This window comes from Vibrio owensii CAIM 1854 = LMG 25443 (genome assembly GCF_000817815.1).
In the GTDB taxonomy this organism is placed as follows: Bacteria; Pseudomonadota; Gammaproteobacteria; order Enterobacterales; family Vibrionaceae; genus Vibrio; species Vibrio owensii.
The window spans coordinates 75,391-92,688 of sequence record NZ_JPRD01000073.1; the positions used below are offsets into that span (position 1 = coordinate 75,391).

General features: G+C 46.1%; 19 protein-coding genes. 14 read left to right on the forward strand and 5 right to left on the reverse strand.

Annotation, left to right across the window (positions count from 1 at the left end):
* Nucleotides 1–463: 463 nt before the first annotated feature.
* From H735_RS28055 to yegS, 12 genes are all read left to right on the forward strand, one after another.
* The gene (locus H735_RS28055) at nt 464–862 is read left to right on the forward strand and encodes an ATP synthase subunit I (RefSeq protein ID WP_005431832.1); all 399 of its coding nucleotides are present in this window, start codon (nt 464–466) and stop codon (nt 860–862) included.
* Nucleotides 863–1,630: a F0F1 ATP synthase subunit A gene (atpB, locus tag H735_RS28060; RefSeq protein ID WP_005533315.1), complete on the forward strand. Its 768-nt coding sequence runs from the start codon at nt 863–865 to the stop codon at nt 1,628–1,630.
* 49 nt (nt 1,631–1,679) lie between these two features.
* Nucleotides 1,680–1,916 (forward strand): F0F1 ATP synthase subunit C, encoded by a 237-nt coding sequence (atpE, locus tag H735_RS28065; RefSeq protein WP_004727739.1) that lies wholly within the window; start codon nt 1,680–1,682, stop codon nt 1,914–1,916.
* 43 nt (nt 1,917–1,959) lie between these two features.
* Nucleotides 1,960–2,430, forward strand: a complete 471-nt coding sequence (locus H735_RS28070; RefSeq protein WP_005431830.1) for a F0F1 ATP synthase subunit B — start codon at nt 1,960–1,962, stop codon at nt 2,428–2,430.
* A gap of 8 nt (nt 2,431–2,438) precedes the next feature.
* The gene (locus tag H735_RS28075; RefSeq protein WP_020197454.1) at nt 2,439–2,981 is read left to right on the forward strand and encodes a F0F1 ATP synthase subunit delta; all 543 of its coding nucleotides are present in this window, start codon (nt 2,439–2,441) and stop codon (nt 2,979–2,981) included.
* A gap of 12 nt (nt 2,982–2,993) precedes the next feature.
* Nucleotides 2,994–4,532 (forward strand): F0F1 ATP synthase subunit alpha, encoded by a 1,539-nt coding sequence (gene atpA / locus H735_RS28080; RefSeq protein WP_005437731.1) that lies wholly within the window; start codon nt 2,994–2,996, stop codon nt 4,530–4,532.
* A gap of 21 nt (nt 4,533–4,553) precedes the next feature.
* Complete coding sequence (gene atpG / locus H735_RS28085; RefSeq protein WP_005431811.1) at nt 4,554–5,414, forward strand: F0F1 ATP synthase subunit gamma; 861 nt, start codon at nt 4,554–4,556, stop codon at nt 5,412–5,414.
* 23 nt (nt 5,415–5,437) lie between these two features.
* Nucleotides 5,438–6,823 (forward strand): F0F1 ATP synthase subunit beta, encoded by a 1,386-nt coding sequence (atpD, locus tag H735_RS28090; RefSeq protein ID WP_005431749.1) that lies wholly within the window; start codon nt 5,438–5,440, stop codon nt 6,821–6,823.
* Between the two features lie 15 nt (nt 6,824–6,838).
* Nucleotides 6,839–7,276 (forward strand): F0F1 ATP synthase subunit epsilon, encoded by a 438-nt coding sequence (locus H735_RS28095; protein ID WP_020197455.1) that lies wholly within the window; start codon nt 6,839–6,841, stop codon nt 7,274–7,276.
* Between the two features lie 207 nt (nt 7,277–7,483).
* Nucleotides 7,484–7,909, forward strand: a complete 426-nt coding sequence (locus tag H735_RS28100) for a bifunctional diaminohydroxyphosphoribosylaminopyrimidine deaminase/5-amino-6-(5-phosphoribosylamino)uracil reductase RibD (protein ID WP_027726810.1) — start codon at nt 7,484–7,486, stop codon at nt 7,907–7,909.
* Between the two features lie 139 nt (nt 7,910–8,048).
* On the forward strand, nt 8,049–8,951 hold the full coding sequence (locus H735_RS28105) for a LysR family transcriptional regulator (protein ID WP_020197458.1): 903 nt from the start codon (nt 8,049–8,051) through the stop codon (nt 8,949–8,951).
* Between the two features lie 12 nt (nt 8,952–8,963).
* On the forward strand, nt 8,964–9,866 hold the full coding sequence (gene yegS / locus H735_RS28110; RefSeq protein WP_020197459.1) for a lipid kinase YegS: 903 nt from the start codon (nt 8,964–8,966) through the stop codon (nt 9,864–9,866).
* Nucleotides 9,867–9,931: 65 nt separating this feature from the next.
* Here yegS and H735_RS28115 read toward each other — a convergent pair whose 3' ends face one another.
* The 4 genes from H735_RS28115 to H735_RS28130 form a co-directional block, all read right to left on the reverse strand.
* Nucleotides 9,932–10,267 (reverse strand): YgiW/YdeI family stress tolerance OB fold protein, encoded by a 336-nt coding sequence (locus H735_RS28115; protein WP_005437727.1) that lies wholly within the window; start codon nt 10,265–10,267, stop codon nt 9,932–9,934.
* Nucleotides 10,268–10,284: 17 nt separating this feature from the next.
* A complete protein-coding gene (locus H735_RS28120; RefSeq protein WP_005437726.1) occupies nt 10,285–10,932 on the reverse strand; it encodes an AcfA family outer membrane beta-barrel protein in 648 nt (215 codons plus the stop codon).
* Nucleotides 10,933–11,069: 137 nt separating this feature from the next.
* The gene (locus H735_RS28125) at nt 11,070–12,050 is read right to left on the reverse strand and encodes an HAD family hydrolase (RefSeq protein WP_005431814.1); all 981 of its coding nucleotides are present in this window, start codon (nt 12,048–12,050) and stop codon (nt 11,070–11,072) included.
* Between the two features lie 166 nt (nt 12,051–12,216).
* Nucleotides 12,217–13,005, reverse strand: coding sequence for a formylglycine-generating enzyme family protein (locus tag H735_RS28130; RefSeq protein WP_020197460.1), 789 nt, complete (start codon nt 13,003–13,005; stop codon nt 12,217–12,219).
* Nucleotides 13,006–13,181: 176 nt separating this feature from the next.
* Here H735_RS28130 and H735_RS28135 point away from each other — a divergent pair, with 176 nt between their 5' ends.
* Nucleotides 13,182–14,504: an anaerobic sulfatase maturase gene (locus tag H735_RS28135; RefSeq protein WP_020197461.1), complete on the forward strand. Its 1,323-nt coding sequence runs from the start codon at nt 13,182–13,184 to the stop codon at nt 14,502–14,504.
* Nucleotides 14,505–14,514: 10 nt separating this feature from the next.
* The gene (locus tag H735_RS28140) at nt 14,515–15,588 is read left to right on the forward strand and encodes a HEAT repeat domain-containing protein (protein WP_020197462.1); all 1,074 of its coding nucleotides are present in this window, start codon (nt 14,515–14,517) and stop codon (nt 15,586–15,588) included.
* An 18-nt stretch (nt 15,589–15,606) separates the two neighbouring features.
* On the opposite strand, the gene H735_RS28145 is transcribed toward H735_RS28140, so the two are convergent.
* Entirely contained in the window at nt 15,607–17,223 is a 1,617-nt protein-coding gene (locus H735_RS28145; protein WP_020197463.1) for a VRR-NUC domain-containing protein, read from the reverse strand.
* Nucleotides 17,224–17,298: the final 75 nt, after the last annotated feature.

A 17,298-nucleotide genomic window follows, 5' to 3' on the forward strand; every position in this document is an offset into this window, starting at 1 on the left:
CTATTTAAAAGATATTTCATTGCGATATTAAACAGGTTTATTAGTCGGTTATATATTTACAACTGCTATATTTGAAAATATATACCCTAAAATCACTTTAATTCCTTTCTGATGGAGTGTCACTTCCATGTGACAAGCTTTTCGTCTTAACCCTGATAAAGACGGCTTAATCAATGTATATTTCATTTTTGGTTTGTTCAAATAAAATAACACTTCAAAAATGGAATGATAATTTGCAAGTTTTTCGATTTAGATTATTAAAATTATCGGTGTATATTTCTGGGGAAACGGAAATACGGAGTGATTCCGTTTTGATTTTTAAATATGTGAATAATAATTATCAGATTAAATTTAATTCTGTGTATTAAATTTATCTTAATATAATTCGTCGTCACTAGGCAGCTTTATTTTGTGAAGTTTAATTATCAGAAGTTTAATTCGAAATTATTTTAAAGGGTGATTTATGGAAGCTAATATTCACGACGATCCAATATTGGTGGCAGGCAAGAGGATTCTGATTGCTCAAGCAACTTTGGGTCTGGTATTCATCGCGTATGAGTACATGCGAAGCGGCTCTCTCAGTGCTGAGTCAGCGATTACTGGGGTGCTTATCGCGATTCTTCCATCTCTGTTCGGCATGGTATTCGCGTCCATTAAATCTAGGGTGAAACCAGAAGAGAGTTTGCGTGACCTCATGCATCTGAGTCGAAATATCAAAGTCATTTACACCATTGTGATGTTTGTTTTGACGTTTCGATTTATGGCTCTTCGCAACATCGTGGTCCTGATAGGCTTTTGTGTGACGATGTTTGGTCACTTCTTAACGCCGCTGTTCAGAGACCGCTTCGAAAGGAAGGCATAAATGGAGACTGTCCAGTCCGCTCATGAATATATTGAGCACCACCTGACCTTTCTCACCGCCGGCGACGGTTGGTTTGGAATTAACCTTGATTCCATGATCATGGTCTGGCTGACGGGGCTCGTTTTCATCCTTTCATTCCGTTATGCGGTGACGAAAGGAACGAAAGGAGTACCAGGACGATTCCAGTGTTTGATCGAGATAATATTTGAGTTCGTCGATGATATCGTAAAAGAAATATTTCAAGCCAAGGACAAGTTAATTGGTCCTTTAGCACTGACAATATTTGTTTGGGTGTTATTAATGAATGCCGTGGATTTGTTACCGATTGATTTAATTCCTGCACTTACTCGTGCTGTAGGGGTTGAACACTTCCGTGACTTACCATCTGCCGACGTCAATATTACGATGTCGATGGCATTAGGCGTATTTATTTTGGTGTTGGGTTATACGTTTAAAAACAAAGGCGTGAAAGGTTTTATTAAAGAGTTAACTACTCAACCATTTTCACATCCGTTGTTATATCCAGTGAACTTAGTTCTTGAATTGGTAACGTTAATTTCTAAACCAATATCTTTAGGTCTTCGATTGTTTGGCAATATGTATGCAGGTGAAATGATCTTCATTCTAATTGCATTAATGCCGTGGTGGATGCAATGGGCACTAAGTGTTCCTTGGGCACTGTTCCACATTCTTATTGTTGTTCTTCAAGCGTTTATTTTTATGGTATTGACCGTGGTTTATCTCGGCATGGCTGTTGAAGAGCATTAATTTCAAAAATCTTGTTTCTTAATTAAAAAATTCAATTCTAGGAGTTGTTATGGATATCGTTAGCGCAGTTCTTTACGTGGCGGGTGCACTACTGATCGGTCTTGGTGCAGCGGGTGCCGCAGCAGGTATCGGTAACCTTGCAGGTAAATACCTTGAAGGTGTGGCTCGTCAACCTGATTTGACCCCAATGCTTCGTACTCAGTTCTTCATCATGATGGGTCTTGTGGACGCGGTGCCAATGATCGGTGTAGGTATCGGCTTGTACATCATCTTCGCTGTAGCGTAATTCGAATTAATAATTTTCATAACGTTATAGAAGAGAGGGTGCTATGAACTTAAATGCCTCAATGTTTGGTCAGGCGATCTCCTTCGTGATTTTCGTTTGGCTGTGCATGAAATATGTCTGGCCACCACTTGTAAAACTGCTTGATGAGCGTCGTGCTGAAATTGCCCAAGGTCTTGAGCAAACAGAAAAAGCAGCACAAGAGTTAGAGCTGGCAAAAGCGAATGGTGAAGCGCTACTGACAGAAGCTCGCTCAAAAGCTCAAGCCATCATCAACCAAGGTAAGCAACGTCAAGAACAGATGGTTGCGGAAGCGGTTGATCTGGCAAATCAAGAGAAAGCGCGCATTGTCGCAGAAGGCAAAGCAGAAGTGGAAAGCGAACGCAGCAAAGTTCGCCAAGAGCTGAAAGATGAAATGGCGGATCTGGTGATTGAAAGCGCCAGCAAGCTGATTAATCGCAATCTGGATAGCTCGGCTAACCGCGACTTGGTGAACCGCTTCATCAACGAAATGTAGGAGGGCACATGTCCGAATTGACAGTGGTAGCTCAACCCTACGCAAAAGCGGCGTTTGATTACGCACGCGACGCAGAATGCTTGGACGATTGGCAACAAATGTTTGCGATTACCCAAGTGGTCTTGGAACAACCTAACACACTTCTGGTCTTGAATGACCTTGATGAAGACGGTTCTGAACAACCATTGTTGGATCTGATTCTTCATGCTGGTGGTGAATGGTTGAATCAAAACTTCGAGAATTTTCTTCGCATTATGGAAGAGAACAAGCGCCTAAAAGCGCTCAGTGAAGTAAATGTTCAGTTCCAAGAGATGAAAGCGGATTACGAACGAACCATGACAGTAACAGTGCGTGTTTCAGAACCTCTGGATGAGGAACAGATGGCAAGGCTTAAACAAGCGTTAACCGAAAAGTACGGTAGAGTCATCACACTAGAAACACAACTGGATCCATCCCTTGTAGGTGGTGTGGTGATCACAGCAGGGCAGACCGTGTATGACGGCAGTGTCCTCACCAACCTAAGCCGATTGGCGACCAACCTACATGTGTAACGGGGTATAGAAATGCAATTAAATTCAAATGAAATCAGTGAATTAATCAGAGAGCGAATTGTTAACTTCAACCTCGAAAGTGAAGCGAGAAATGAAGGTACTATCGTCTCTGTGAGTGACGGCATCATCACAATTCACGGTCTTGCAGACGTTATGCAAGGCGAGATGCTAGAACTGCCAGATAACCGCTTTGCGTTGGCACTGAACTTAGAGCGTCATTCCGTCGGTGCCGTTGTGATGGGCCCATATGCGGACTTGTCAGAAGGAATGAAAGTAAAAGGCACAGGTCGTATTCTTGAAGTGCCAGTCGGTAACGGTTTGCTAGGTCGTGTAGTGAACACGCTAGGTCAACCAATCGATGGTAAAGGCGCAGTGTCATTCGATCGTATGGACCCAGTTGAGGTGATTGCCCCTGGTGTTATCGACCGTAAGTCTGTCGACCAGCCAATCCAAACCGGTTACAAAGCGGTAGACTCCATGGTGCCAATCGGTCGTGGTCAACGTGAGTTGATCATCGGTGACCGTCAGACAGGTAAAACCGCGATGGCGATTGATGCCATCATCAACCAAAAAGAACTGGGCGTTAAATGTATTTACGTCGCAATTGGTCAAAAAGCATCGACCATTGCCAACGTGGTTCGCAAACTAGAAGAGCACGGCGCACTAGAAAACACCATTGTGGTGGTAGCGTCAGCATCAGAAGCGGCAGCGCTGCAATACCTAGCGCCATACGCAGGTTGTACCATGGGCGAATACTTCCGCGACCGTGGTGAAGATGCGCTGATTGTCTATGATGATCTATCAAAACAAGCGGTGGCTTACCGTCAAATCTCACTACTTCTAAAACGCCCACCAGGTCGTGAAGCCTTCCCGGGTGATGTTTTCTACCTCCACTCACGCCTACTAGAACGTGCAGCACGTGTTAACGAAGAATACGTAGAGCGATTCACTAACGGTGAAGTAAAAGGCAAAACAGGTTCTCTAACTGCACTGCCAATCATCGAAACCCAAGCGGGTGACGTATCGGCGTTCGTACCAACCAACGTAATCTCGATTACCGATGGTCAAATCTTCCTACAAACTCAGCTATTCAACTCAGGCTTACGTCCGGCGGTTGACCCAGGTATTTCGGTATCTCGTGTAGGTGGTGCAGCGCAAACCAAAGTGATCAAGAAACTGTCGGGTGGTATTCGTACCGCGTTGGCGCAATACCGTGAATTGGCCGCATTTGCTCAGTTCTCTTCTGACCTAGATGAAGCGACACGTCGTCAGCTTGACCACGGTGAGAAAGTAACGGAACTCATGAAGCAGAAACAGTACGCACCAATGACGGTTGCTGAGCAAGCACTGGCGATCTTTGCAGCAGAGAAAGGTTACCTCACGGATGTCGCGCTAAACCAAATCTCTCGTTTTGAAGAAGAGTTGATGGCATTTGGTCGTACAAACGCGCAGCCGCTACTGGACAAGATCAACCAATCCGGTGATTACAACGACGAGATCGAGAGTGAGCTACACAGCTTGCTGAAAGAGTTCACTGCGCTGCAATCGTAGGACCACTAACAGGAGTCCGTTATGGCAAATACCAAAGAGATTCGCACCAAAATTGCTAGCGTGAGTAGCACGCAAAAGATTACGAGTGCGATGCAAATGGTCGCCGCCAGCAAGATGCGCAAAGTGCAGGAGAACATGCAGGCGTCCCGTCCTTACGCGGAGAACATGCGTAAGGTTATCGGTCACGTCTCGTCCGGTACGCTGGAGTACAGTCATCCTTTCCTTCAAGAACGTGAAGTGAAGCGAGTGGCTTACATCATCATCTCATCCGATCGAGGTTTGTGTGGTGGCCTGAACAGTAACTTGTTCAAAAAAGTATTGGCAGAAATGCAGGACTGGCAAGAGAAGGGCGTTGAAGTAGATACGACGCTCATTGGTTCGAAAGCAATCAGCTTTTTCCAGTCCCTCGGGAAAGTAATGGCACAGACTTCTGGCCTTGGTGATGCACCAAAACTGGAAGATATGTTGGGTGCGGTTAATGCCATGATGGAGCATTACTCCGAAGGCAAAATCGACCGCTTGTTCCTTGTTTACAACCAGTTTGTAAACACCATGGTGCAAAAACCAACGGTATTGCAAATGCTGCCGTTCCCGAAAGAAGACATTTCACGTGATAAAGAGGCTCGTTGGGATTACCTCTACGAGCAGTCTCCTCAAGACATTCTCAACCACCTGATTCAACGTTATGTGGAATCACTGGTTTATCAGGGTGTGGTTGAGAGTATCGCTTGTGAACAAGCCGCGCGGATGATGGCAATGTCTGCCGCGACTGATAACGCAGCGCAACTGATTGAAGACCTACAGTTGGTTTACAACAAAGCGCGTCAAGCGGCGATTACTCAAGAGTTGAGTGAAATTGTATCCGGCGCACAAGCGGTTTAGAGAGAGAATTTGAGGTTTAAATTATGAGTATTGGCAAAATCGTCAAAGTCATCGGTGCGGTGGTCGACGTCGAGTTCGAACAAGGCAAAGGCCCAAAAGTTTACGATGCACTGAAAATCAACGATGGCAGCGATGGCTCACTGATGCTGGAAGTTCAGCAACAGTTGGGCGGCGGTGTGGTTCGCTGTATCGCAATGGGGTCTTCGGATGGCCTTAAACGTGGCCTAGAAGTGGAATCTACGGGCAACCCAATCACGGTACCTGTGGGTGAAGAAACCCTAGGTCGTATCATGAACGTGTTGGGTCATCCAATCGATGAATGTGGTCCAATCGGTGAGCAAGTGTCTTACGAGATCCACCGTGATGCACCAAGCTACGAAGAGCAATCTAACAGCACTGCGCTACTAGAAACGGGCGTTAAAGTTATCGACTTGATTTGTCCGTTCGCGAAGGGCGGTAAGATCGGTCTGTTCGGTGGTGCGGGTGTAGGTAAGACGGTAAACATGATGGAGCTTATCAATAACATTGCTAAAGCTCACTCAGGTTTGTCGGTATTTACCGGTGTAGGTGAACGTACTCGTGAGGGTAACGACTTCTACTACGAAATGAAGGAAGCGGGCGTTCTCGACAAAGTAGCCATGGTTTACGGTCAGATGAACGAGCCACCGGGTAACCGTCTACGTGTTGCGCTAACAGGCTTGACCATCGCAGAACGTTTCCGTGATGAAGGTCGTGACGTACTGTTGTTCGTGGATAACATTTACCGTTACACCTTGGCAGGTACTGAGGTATCGGCATTGCTTGGTCGTATGCCATCTGCGGTAGGTTACCAACCAACACTGGCAGAAGAGATGGGTGTGCTTCAAGAGCGTATCACGTCGACTAAGAATGGTTCTATCACGTCTATCCAAGCGGTTTACGTACCAGCGGATGACTTGACCGACCCATCGCCAGCAACCACGTTTGCGCACTTGGATGCGACCGTTGTTCTGTCTCGTAACATCGCTGCTTTGGGTCTGTACCCAGCGATTGACCCATTGGATTCAACATCACGTCAGCTTGATCCTCAAGTGGTTGGTCAAGAGCACTACGATGTGGCGCGTAAAGTTCAGCAAACGCTGCAACGTTACAAAGAGCTAAAAGACATCATTGCCATCCTAGGTATGGATGAACTGTCTGAAGAAGATAAGCGCTTGGTATCTCGTGCTCGTAAAGTTGAACGTTTCCTAACTCAGCCTTACCACGTAGCTGAAGTGTTTACGGGTCAACCGGGTGTATTCGTTCCACTAAAAGACACCATTGCAGGCTTTAAAGCGCTGCTTGATGGTCAGTACGATGACATCCCAGAGCAGGCATTTATGTACTGCGGCAACATCGACGAAGTGCTTGAAAAAGCGAAAAAACTGTAAAGCGCGGGAGGCAATATGGCCATAGCGGTTTCACAAAATACGTTTCAGCTGAATGTGGTAAGTGCAGAGGGCACACTTTACTCAGGTCCAGCGCACGCTATCGCGGTAGCAGGTGCGGATGGTGAGTTAGGTATTCGTCCGGGTCACTCACCGCTGATCAGTAAAATCAAGCCGGGTGTTGCTCGTATTACGGGTGACTTGTCGAAGCCTGAAGAGATTCTGTATGTCTCTGGTGGTTTGATCGAAGTCCAACCTGATGTGGTTACTGTGCTAGCGGATACTGCGCTTCACGGTAAAGACATCGACAAAGCAAGGGCGGAAGAAGCTCGCAGAGCGGCGGAAGAAAACATTCGCGCGCATGTGGACGACATCAGCTTTGCACAGGCACACATGGAGTTGAACAAGGCATTGGCGCAACTTCGTGCAGTAGAACTAACGATGAGAATTCGTTAGTCACTTTTTCGGAATGCGGTCTGAAGAGTGGTAATCAACGGGGCAACTTCGGTTCGCCCCGTTTTATTTTTAGTGAAAATCATAAAGGGATTGATTTGTTTGGAGAGGCCAAACGTAAGAGCTTTGCAAACACTTTTATATAGCGAGGAAAGCATGCTGGCGTTAGAATCCATCACCCAAATTTTGAATAACGAGTATCAGATCCAAATGAGCCAACAATTTATGCTTCGTGCGTTGGAAGTGTCACGCAACGCGCTGCCTGCTTGTCAACCAAACCCACCTGTCGGTTGCGTGCTGGTAAAAGACGGTGAAATCGTGTCAGAAGGGCATACACAGGCGATTGGCGGCAATCATGCAGAAGTTGAAGCTCTCAAAGCTTACAGCGGCGATTTAAGTGACGTGACTGCGTACGTAACACTAGAGCCGTGTTCGTTTGTTGGACGTACACCAGCTTGCGCAAAAACCTTAGTGACTTGCGGCATCAAAAAAGTGGTGGTTGCCATGTTAGATCCTGACCCACGTAACGCTGGTCGTGGTATCGACATCCTAAAAGAAGGCGGCGTAGAAGTAGAAATTGGTTTGTGTGGAGAAGAGGTGAGTGCCTTTTTAACCCCTTACCTAGGAAAATCCTGAGCGATTTTCAGAATATTCTTCGTCAATGCAGGGTTAAAACTCGCGAAAACATGCATAGACGCTCAAATCCGGTGTTCTGAGTCGTTAACTATCATACTGTTAGCTAAAATAAGACCATGTCCTGTTTTATGTTTGCAAAATGAAGAGCACCGATTTAAACCTTATCCCAATTTTTGTGGCGATTTACGAAGAGCAGAACCTGTCTAAGGCCGCTGCTCGTCTTGATATCAGCCAACCTGCGGTGAGCAAAGCACTGGCTCGTCTGCGTGATATCTACGATGAACCACTTTTCCACAGAAGTACTTCTGGTGTAGAGCCAACCAGCTTTGCGATGGATATCTATCCCGCAATGGTTGCTGCGTTAAAAAACTTCACCTCTACGCTTTCCGCTTCTAGCAGTTTCGATCCTAAAGTTTCTAACCGCATTTTTTCGATCGCCTGTGTATCTGTAGCGAGCTATGAGTTGATGCCACAACTGATGCGTCAAATCCGCGAGCAAGCCCCTAATATCGGGTTGGAAGTGCATCCGCTGTTTACCGAAGATTACGAAAGCGACTTACGTCTACAAAGATACGATTTGATCATCGGTTTGCCGCCACGTGGGCGAACGGTATTAAAAATGGACCCAATCTTTTCTGAGCGTTTGATGGTGGTATGCAGCTCTGAGCACCCGCGCATTCAAGATTCCTGTTCGGTTGAGCAATTTTTGGCGGAAGAACACGTTGTTGTATCTCGTTGGCACGCTCGCAATAGTTTGTTAACGGGTGAAGACATTGAAGATTTGGCGAGTCGCAACATTGTGTATCGTGCGGCGGGTGCAATGGAAATGTTGCCAGTGATCAACGGCAGTGAATACATCGGTATGTTGCCACTGTCGACCATCGAACACTTCTCAAAAACCTATGACATCAAAGCCGTGCCGTTGCCTTTCAATGACAGTGTGCATGACCTTTGTGCGATCTGGCACTCTAGCCGCAGTAATGAAAGCGCGCATCAATGGTTAAGAGCTCAGCTAAAACAAGCGGGTAAAACGATTCGATAACGAGGAGCGAGCATGAAGACAATACGTGCCATTCTAAACGGTAAGAAAGCCGGAACCCCTGAACTTTGCAACGAGATCATGCGAATGCGAGAGCAGGGTGTAGATTTGCAAGTTCGTGTGACTTGGGAATCAGCGGATATGGAGCGTTTAGTTAAAGAAGCGGTCCATGAAGGCATTAGACGTATTGTTGTCGCGGGTGGTGATGGAACTGTGAATGAAGCAGTCACAGCGCTCAACCAGATTGACGCGAATGCTCGGCCTGAATTGGCCATTATCCCAATGGGGACGGCGAATGATTTCGCGACGGCAACAAAAATCCCAACTACGATTCGAGAGTCCATCGAGCTCGCGGTTAATGGTGACGCCGTTGCGGTAGATAGCGTTCAAGCCAACGACCGTTATTTTATGAACATTGCAGCAGCAGGTTTTGGTGCAGAGATTACCGCAGAGACGCCCGTAGAGCTGAAGAACTTTTTAGGTGGTGGCGCTTACACATTAACAGGACTAGTAAAAGCGCTAGGCTTTAAACCTTATGATGGCTCGTTGACGATAGAACAGGGCAGCTATCAGGGAGAAATTCTCGTTGGCGCGTTTTGTAATAGTCGTTTAGCTGGTGGCGGACAGGAGCTCGCGCCAAACGCACTTATTGATGATGGTTTAATGGACATTACTTTGGTGCATCCATTCTTGCCTCATGAGCTACCTCAAGTGATTGATGAAATTCAAAATCCAACTGAGACTGGGCAGTTTGTTAAGCATACTCAGGCGAGTTGGTTGGAGATTGATTTTCCTAAAACGCTACCATTGAACTTAGACGGCGAGCCTTACCGTTCTAATAAGATTCGATTTGATGTCAAACCACAAAGCATTCGCTTGGTGCTTCCGCCACATTGCCCTTGCTTGAGTGTTCACTAGAAAAACGAAAAGCCACCGCTGACGGTGGCTTTTGCTTAATTGGAACAAGGGATAATCGCTAGTGCTTAAAGTTTCTGAATGGTATCGACTTCAATTTGAGTTTTCGTCCATTCCGAATCCACTTCACCACGGATAGCAACTTGATCTTTTGGTGACACGTCTTGCCCCATCCAGTCTTCGTTGTCGATCTCCACTTGGATTTCACCCGTATTGTCTTTAAATAGGTAAGTCTCATTGCCCAACGCTTGCACAATGTTACCCGTTAACAACACATAGCTGTCATCAGCCGCTTTTTGTGCTTCTTTGACGGTATTGATTGCAGCGGTTTCAGGACCGGTAAAGGCAGCCAATGCTGAGCCTGAAAGTAGGGCGAGCATTGACGCAAGAATCAGTTTTTTCATGCTAATGGCTTCCTAATTTAGAAATAGTAAGTAGAACCTACGTTGATTGATGCTGTGTTTGCGTAGCTATCAAGTTGGTACTTCGCGTTTGCACCGATGGTCAATTGAGGGAAGATTTTGTATTCCGCGCCAACAGAGAACACGGCACCCAACTCGTTATTCTTTTCTGTGCTGTGGAAAAGTGTTTTGCTCATTTCCACATCGTCATTTGAAACCAGTTCGTGCTCTTCGTACTTACCGGCTTTCGATTCGTATTGTGTGTAGCTCAGACCCGCTTTTACTTTGGTGGTCCATTTGTCGTTTAATGCGTAGCTAAACACAGGAGCAAGAGTGATTTGTTTTGCTTTGATGGATGAATCCCATTCCATTTCACGGTGGTAGTCTTTTCCATCAATATTCTGGATGCCTAGGTTCTTTGAGCGGCTATCTTCTAGTTCAAATTGGTTGTAACCCAGTTCTACCGCCCAAGAGTCGTTAATAGAGTAGCCAACAAAGCCACCAAAAATACCGTCTTCCAATTCAGGGTTTAGATTCACACCGTCAGCGTCAAAAGATGTTTCAAAATCGTGGTCGGTGGTGCCGAATCCATACTCCAAACCCACGTAAGGCGCTGCGGCTACCGAAAATGAGCTTGCTGCTAGAATCGTCAGGACTGTTCTTTTCATTCTGTTTTTACCTCTTCGTTTTGATGGGAGGCATTGTGTGTGAAGAGTCGTGAAGTGATCGTGAAGAAAAGGCTAACGATTGAAAATGAATAAAAAAACTCCCCAAGAAGGGGAGCTTTAAAGAAGTCGTCATGGTGTTAGTAGACAGTGCACCATTCGTTTTTCATGTCGATAAGATGCCAGTTATCGCGTTGGTTGGCTTCATCCATCGCTTTATCTAAGTGGCCGACGCTAGATTTACGGTCGTATTTCCACTCACGGTCTTCATCGGTGTGGTGAACGATCATCGCCATCGAGTTTGGCTGACTGGTTGCCCACTGCATCATCGCGTGGTCACCGTCTGAGTTACCAATTGCGAGAACAGGTTTCTTACCGATGATGTGTTGAATGTTTTCCACTTTACCGGCTTTGTCATCAATCGTTAGGATCTCACCTAACTTAGTCACAGTTGGTTTACCGTCGTTGTAGTCGTACTTGTATTTTAGTGCGCTACCAATGATTTGTTCTTCAGGAATGCCATACACTTCTGGTGCCCAAACACGCATAAAGTCCACGCCGCCACCAGAGACGATGTAGGTCTTAAAGCCGTGTTCTTGAAGATAGGTCACCATTTCACGCATTGGCTTGTAAGTCAGCTCGGTATACGCCTTACCAAAACGTGGGTCTTTCGCAGCTTTCAGCCACTGTGCGACCTTCTCTTGGTATTCTTCAACCGTCATGCCGCTGTGCGTGACTTTAACGATCTCAAGTAGTGCTTTTTCACCGCCCTTAAAAACGCCTTCGATATCATCGTTCAATACTGATTTGAACGGCTCTTGCGTCTTCCACTCTGGGTGGTCTTTTGCCATGATTTTCACTTCGTCTAGCGCATAGGCCAGCTGGAAGTAGAAAGGCTTCTCTGACCATAACGTACCGTCGTTATCGAACACGGCAATACGGTCTTGCTCAGGGATGAAGGTCGATTTAGTTGTATCCAAAGATTGGTCAACGTAGTTTACGATGGCGGTCTTACTCGCTCCATCTTTCCAAGAAGGTAGCAAGCTTGGGTCGCAATCTAAAGCCATCGCTGAGAACGATAAACCAGATAAGACTGCAAGGGCACAGATGTGTTTCTTCATATTATTATTTACCTAAGTTTGAATGTATTGCTTGTATACATTTGAGGTGAAATGAGAACAACGTGGATTTAGCCTCTTTCCCTAACCATTTCCCTAACCAAGAGACGTGTTAATTGGTAAGAATGCGCAAAGGGGCAGTAACGTCGCTTCTCATGCGTAATCGTGCTTAATCAGCATCTTTAGCAAGGCGAAGTCCCATGTCCGACATAATTATAGACTGGCTTGCGAAATCTCGACGGAAATTCTCTGATTCATCAGAATCATAGGCAAAGCTGCCGCCTCGTACGGACTTGTGTGCTAGGCCGGCTTTTTCGTCTTTAGCGTTGTTTGGGTTCTCGGCTGGGCCATAACGGTAGAAAGTATCGTCATACGCGTCGATCACGAACTCACCAACGTTACCTGTCATGTCATACAGACCAAGTTCATTAGGTTGTTTTTGCCCAACGGGGTGAGCTTGGTTTTTGGAGTTGTCGGCATACCACGCCACATCAGCAATGTTGTTCGAGCCTGCGTAAGTGAAACCTTGGCTCTTGTTACCGCCTTTTGCGGCAAACTCCCATTCCGCTTCTGTCGGTAAGCGGTAGTTTTCACCGGTCAGCTCGTTCAACTTCTCAATGAAGTAATTCGCCTGTTGCCAGCTCAAGTTGTTAACCGGGATGTCTGCACCTTGGAAGTAACTCATTGAAGAACCCATGACAGATTCAAACAACTCTTGAGTGACCTCGAATTTGGAAATGTAGAAGCCGTCTACCTTTACTTCACGTGCTGGGGTTTCTGCCTTCTTGGCGGAGTCGCTGTCCGATCCCATGACAAATGAACCGCCTTCAACCAACACCATGTCTTGATCAATGTTGAGCGCGATAGGGTGCGGTGATTGAGTCGCACAACCACTCATTAATACGCTGAATGATAGAATGGAAAGTGCGGTTAACGATTTGCTTTTAAATGATTTCATCAATAGTTTCTCGCCAAAAAAGTCACGATAAATATTAGCAATAAACGCTATGAAAAAAGGTTATAAACGGTATAACAAGCCTCTTGTATTAATGGGATTTATGATTAGGTCATCAAGGTGAGAATGGCACGCTTATGAGCGTTCTCAGCTGCATTTCATAACGAAAAAGGTGACGTATGCACATTACTCAAGGTCCTCAGTTCAACGGTAAAGCCTCTAAGCGTTTACATGTCATGGCAAAGCCTATTGGGGCGGCTTGTAACATTGATTGCACTTACTGCTATTACCTCAGCAAACAGGACTTACTTGAGTACAAAAAAGGCTGCACGCCTGTGATGGATGAAGAGACGTTAGAAACCTACATTCGTCAGTACATTGAAGGACAGAACACGCCGGAAATCATCTTCTCCTGGCAGGGGGGTGAACCAACGATGTTGGGCTTGGATTACTTTAAAAAGATTGTTGAGTTTCAATCTAAGTACAAGCCTGAAGGCGTGGTCATTTCTAACGACTTACAAACCAATGGCACGTTGCTCAACGACGATTGGTGTGCATTTCTAAAAGCAAATAACTTCTTGGTCGGTTTGAGTATCGACGGGCCAGAAATGATGCACAACGCTTACCGAACCAACCGCGCAGGTCGTGGCACATTTAATCAAGTGATGAAGGCTGTTGAACTGCTGCACAAACACGAAGTGAAGTTCGCAACGCTGACTTGTGTAAACAATCTAACTAGCCGTAATCCTCTTGAGGTGTACCGATTCCTGCGTGATGAAGTGCGTTCTCCTCAAATGCAGTTTATTCCCATCGTGGAACAGAAAACGTTCCGTACTACCGCACCTCAAACATGGGACCCGCAAGAGCAGCTGAAACAAGGCGACAAGCGTCTTATTCCTGGTCACAAAGACTCTGTGGTTGAGCCATGGTGTGTGGCAGACGAGGCGTGGGGTAACTTCCTTATCGCGATTTTTGATGAGTGGATTCAACACGACATTGGCAAGGTGTTTGTTCAGTACTTTGAAGCGAGTGTAGAGACTTGGATGGGGCGCAAAAACCCACTTTGTACACTGGGCGAGATTTGCGGCAAAGGCTTGGCAATGGAACCAAACGGTGACGTTTTCGCTTGTGACCATTACGTTTACCCAGAATACAAGATTGGCAACATCCACCACGAAAAGTTAGACACCTTGGCGTATGGTCCTGAACAACAAAAGTTTGGCTTTGCCAAGACTCGCTCGCTAACCAAGCAGTGCCAACAGTGTGATTACCAATTTGCTTGCTACGGCGAGTGTCCGAAAAACCGTTTCATTCGCACTAAAGACGGTGAACCTGGGTTGAACTACCTATGTGCAGGTTGGAAAAAGTTCTTCTCTCATGCTGATAAGGCAATGGCATACATTCTTCGTGCAACGGGTAACCCTGTGGCACATGGCAAATACAGTGATGCAGTGTTACGCCAACAAGCGGCGAAGCGTCCTGTATTCGAAACCAAATTTTAAGGGGATTGATATGACATTCTCAAAAACGTTATTAGCCATCGCTCTAGGCGTCACCGTAAGCCAATCTGTTGCAGCGCAGGATGAGACCTTGCTAGCACCGGACCAAGTTTCTTCTGCGAGCGTGACAAGTGCAGAGGAAACCCATTCAGCGCAGATGTCGCCGCAACAAGTGGTTGCGAAGTGGTCTTATCAAGCACAAGACGTGAAACAACCAGTAGAAAAGCGCATTGAAGCGTTGCATGAGTTGGCAAAATACCCAAGTCAAAACGCGCTGGTGGCAGTTGCACGCAGCCTTCAAGATCAAGACCCAGCGGTTCGTGAAGCCGCGATTGTCGGAGCAGAACCTTACACGATTGAACATCGCTGGCGCATGATTGAGCCACTATTGAGTGATCCAGAGGCGATGGTCCGTATTACTGCTGCGACCAACTTAGTGCGTGACTTTTCTAACGTGAGCAGCGAGCAACAGCAAACGCTGGAAGCGCCGGTTGCAGAACTGATCAGCTACTTAGAGCACAAGAAAGATGACGGCTCGAAACTGCTGTTAGCGGATGTCTATCGTTGGCACCATGAATGGGATAAAGCAGATAGAATCTATCAATTTTTGGTGACCAATCAGCCGGAGAATCCACAAATCTGGCTAAGTTTGGCTGACAACTACCGAGCGCAGCAACGCGATGCTGATGCGGTCAAGACGTTGGACTCTGCAATCAAACTTCACCCTGACAATGCGTCTTTGCACTATTCGAAAGCGCTGACACTAGTACGTTTGGATGAGAAGAAGAATGCAGCGACAGAAATCGAAAAAGCGGCCAACATGGCAAAAGATAACAGCTACTACTGGTATCTCAATGGCGTATTGCAAGAAGACTACAACCTAGACAAATCGGTGAAGTCTTTTGAACAAGCGTATTTGATCTCTGGTGCTCCAGAGCAACTTTACGCGGTTTGCGACATTTATGTTCGTTACGACAACCCGAAAACGGACGAGTGCTTGGGCGAACTAGAGAAAGTCGCACCAAGCTACGTGATTGATCAATTGAAAGAGAAGAAAGGGCAGAAGAACGCCAAAGTAAGTAGCTAAGACCATTCTGGCTCTTTTCTAAGCTTGTGCTGTTACATAACAGACTGAGAACGGTACATTGAGGCGATTGAACTCCTTGATCCAACGCCATTGGTTATCTTGGAGTTTATCGCCCGGACCTTTCACTTCTATCCATTCAAACTTCCCATCTTTAAAAGCAATCAAGTCCGGCATACCGTTTCGATAGAGTTTTAGGTCGCTTAATTGCACGTTAAACAGTTCGACCAACAGGGCATTAGGGATGTGTTCAAGAGCAAGGGATATCAGCTCTTCGTTCACGTATGCCCAGCTGACGAAGGGATTGCTGATCCCAACTTTATCTCTGTATGTATCAAACAACGCCGGTTTATTCCCTTGTTGAACTTGCACAAGTGCATTGTCGATAAGCTGCTTTCTTTTATCGGCAAAATCGGCGTGATACAAATCCAATGGTCGATGTTGATAAGCGTTAATGAATGCACCTTCTATCGGTGCAAAAATCGCATCCCACAAGGTCAATCCTAACAAGCTGTTGAGTAGGGTATTCTCGGAATAGAAAACGGTCCAACCTAAACTTTCGAAATGCGCTTTGGTTGCCAGCTCCACACGTTGTTGGGACAGATCCAATTCGATGTGGTATTCGCTGCATTTTGGCTTGGTGGCTCTCGGGACTTTCAAGCCTTGTTTACGTTTAACGCGTTGTTCGAGCTTCTGTGCTACCTCAAACTCAGAGACATCGATAGGGTGGGTGAGCATTTCCGTGACAATGTCACTAAATAAATCGTTTTGTTCTAGCTTGTCGTAAATGCGAGCACGACGCTCTCGGCTTGGCGCGAGTGTGGTCGTCTCAAACAGCGCAATTGCAATCTCAAGTTCGTTTATGCGTTCGTAATCACGGGCAATGTCGTTAATCATGTGCTCGCGTTTACGATCGACGTAGCGATGTTCAACCTTTTCTGGCATTGCTTCGATAAGAATATCGAGGTTCGCTTTTTGTTTTCTGTCGCATTGCCAATAAAGGTTGGAGAGTTGGCTGAGTTCAATAAGCCGATCGATTTGCTCTCTACTCTCGAAGAATCGACGCGCTTTACTTAACTGGTATTGTTCGAATTGGTGTAAGCCTAAGTCATCAAGCACGAACTGACTGAGGTCTTGATGGGTATTAGCAAAAAACAGCGTCAGCAAAACATCAATCATGTGTGCGGAGTTAAGCTTAATCACCGTGAAATCCAGAGCCTCAAATAGCTCGAAACGCTCTTCACTTAGACATGCCACTAATGCCTCTTTCTTGAGAGATTTAGGATGCTCAGGATAGAGCGTGACGATCTCTGGCTTGGTCAGTAGATTCGCTGCTAACTCCCGTATCGTTAGGTCAGGGGAGAGCGAGACAAAACCATGAGTTGCCAATTCATCCAAAGCCCACTGGATGTTCTCAATTTCTTGATAGTTGAGTTTGTCGCTACGAAACCAGCACCCTTTACGGCTGTATAGGCGTACAAGAAGGCACTGTGCAGGCTTGCTTAAGCTCTTAAACGCGGATAGCCATTGGTGTTCATCTTCGCTAAGTAAATCGCTGTACCACTTGGTAGCGTGCTGTGTGAGCTTAAAGAAGTTATCGAGATAGTAATCTGGCGCGAGTTCGACGGTGTTTTCCATAACCAACTAACAATAAAAAAGGCTTAACCCATAGGTTAAGCCTTTTTCGAATCAATTTCTGCAGATCTATTAGAT

Bases quoted from the DNA above. Each gene is read 5' to 3' on its own strand.
- H735_RS28055 (WP_005431832.1), top strand. From the start codon at position 464: ATGGAAGCTAATATTCACGACGATCCAATATTGGTGGCAGGCAAGAGG.
- atpB (WP_005533315.1), top strand. From the start codon at position 863: ATGGAGACTGTCCAGTCCGCTCATGAATATATTGAGCACCACCTGACC.
- atpE (WP_004727739.1), top strand. From the start codon at position 1,680: ATGGATATCGTTAGCGCAGTTCTTTACGTGGCGGGTGCACTACTGATC.
- H735_RS28070 (WP_005431830.1), top strand. From the start codon at position 1,960: ATGAACTTAAATGCCTCAATGTTTGGTCAGGCGATCTCCTTCGTGATT.
- H735_RS28075 (WP_020197454.1), top strand. From the start codon at position 2,439: ATGTCCGAATTGACAGTGGTAGCTCAACCCTACGCAAAAGCGGCGTTT.
- atpA (WP_005437731.1), top strand. From the start codon at position 2,994: ATGCAATTAAATTCAAATGAAATCAGTGAATTAATCAGAGAGCGAATT.
- atpG (WP_005431811.1), top strand. From the start codon at position 4,554: ATGGCAAATACCAAAGAGATTCGCACCAAAATTGCTAGCGTGAGTAGC.
- atpD (WP_005431749.1), top strand. From the start codon at position 5,438: ATGAGTATTGGCAAAATCGTCAAAGTCATCGGTGCGGTGGTCGACGTC.
- H735_RS28095 (WP_020197455.1), top strand. From the start codon at position 6,839: ATGGCCATAGCGGTTTCACAAAATACGTTTCAGCTGAATGTGGTAAGT.
- H735_RS28100 (WP_027726810.1), top strand. From the start codon at position 7,484: ATGAGCCAACAATTTATGCTTCGTGCGTTGGAAGTGTCACGCAACGCG.
- H735_RS28105 (WP_020197458.1), top strand. From the start codon at position 8,049: ATGAAGAGCACCGATTTAAACCTTATCCCAATTTTTGTGGCGATTTAC.
- yegS (WP_020197459.1), top strand. From the start codon at position 8,964: ATGAAGACAATACGTGCCATTCTAAACGGTAAGAAAGCCGGAACCCCT.
- H735_RS28115 (WP_005437727.1), bottom strand. From the start codon at position 10,267: ATGAAAAAACTGATTCTTGCGTCAATGCTCGCCCTACTTTCAGGCTCA.
- H735_RS28120 (WP_005437726.1), bottom strand. From the start codon at position 10,932: ATGAAAAGAACAGTCCTGACGATTCTAGCAGCAAGCTCATTTTCGGTA.
- H735_RS28125 (WP_005431814.1), bottom strand. From the start codon at position 12,050: ATGAAGAAACACATCTGTGCCCTTGCAGTCTTATCTGGTTTATCGTTC.
- H735_RS28130 (WP_020197460.1), bottom strand. From the start codon at position 13,005: ATGAAATCATTTAAAAGCAAATCGTTAACCGCACTTTCCATTCTATCA.
- H735_RS28135 (WP_020197461.1), top strand. From the start codon at position 13,182: ATGCACATTACTCAAGGTCCTCAGTTCAACGGTAAAGCCTCTAAGCGT.
- H735_RS28140 (WP_020197462.1), top strand. From the start codon at position 14,515: ATGACATTCTCAAAAACGTTATTAGCCATCGCTCTAGGCGTCACCGTA.
- H735_RS28145 (WP_020197463.1), bottom strand. From the start codon at position 17,223: ATGGAAAACACCGTCGAACTCGCGCCAGATTACTATCTCGATAACTTC.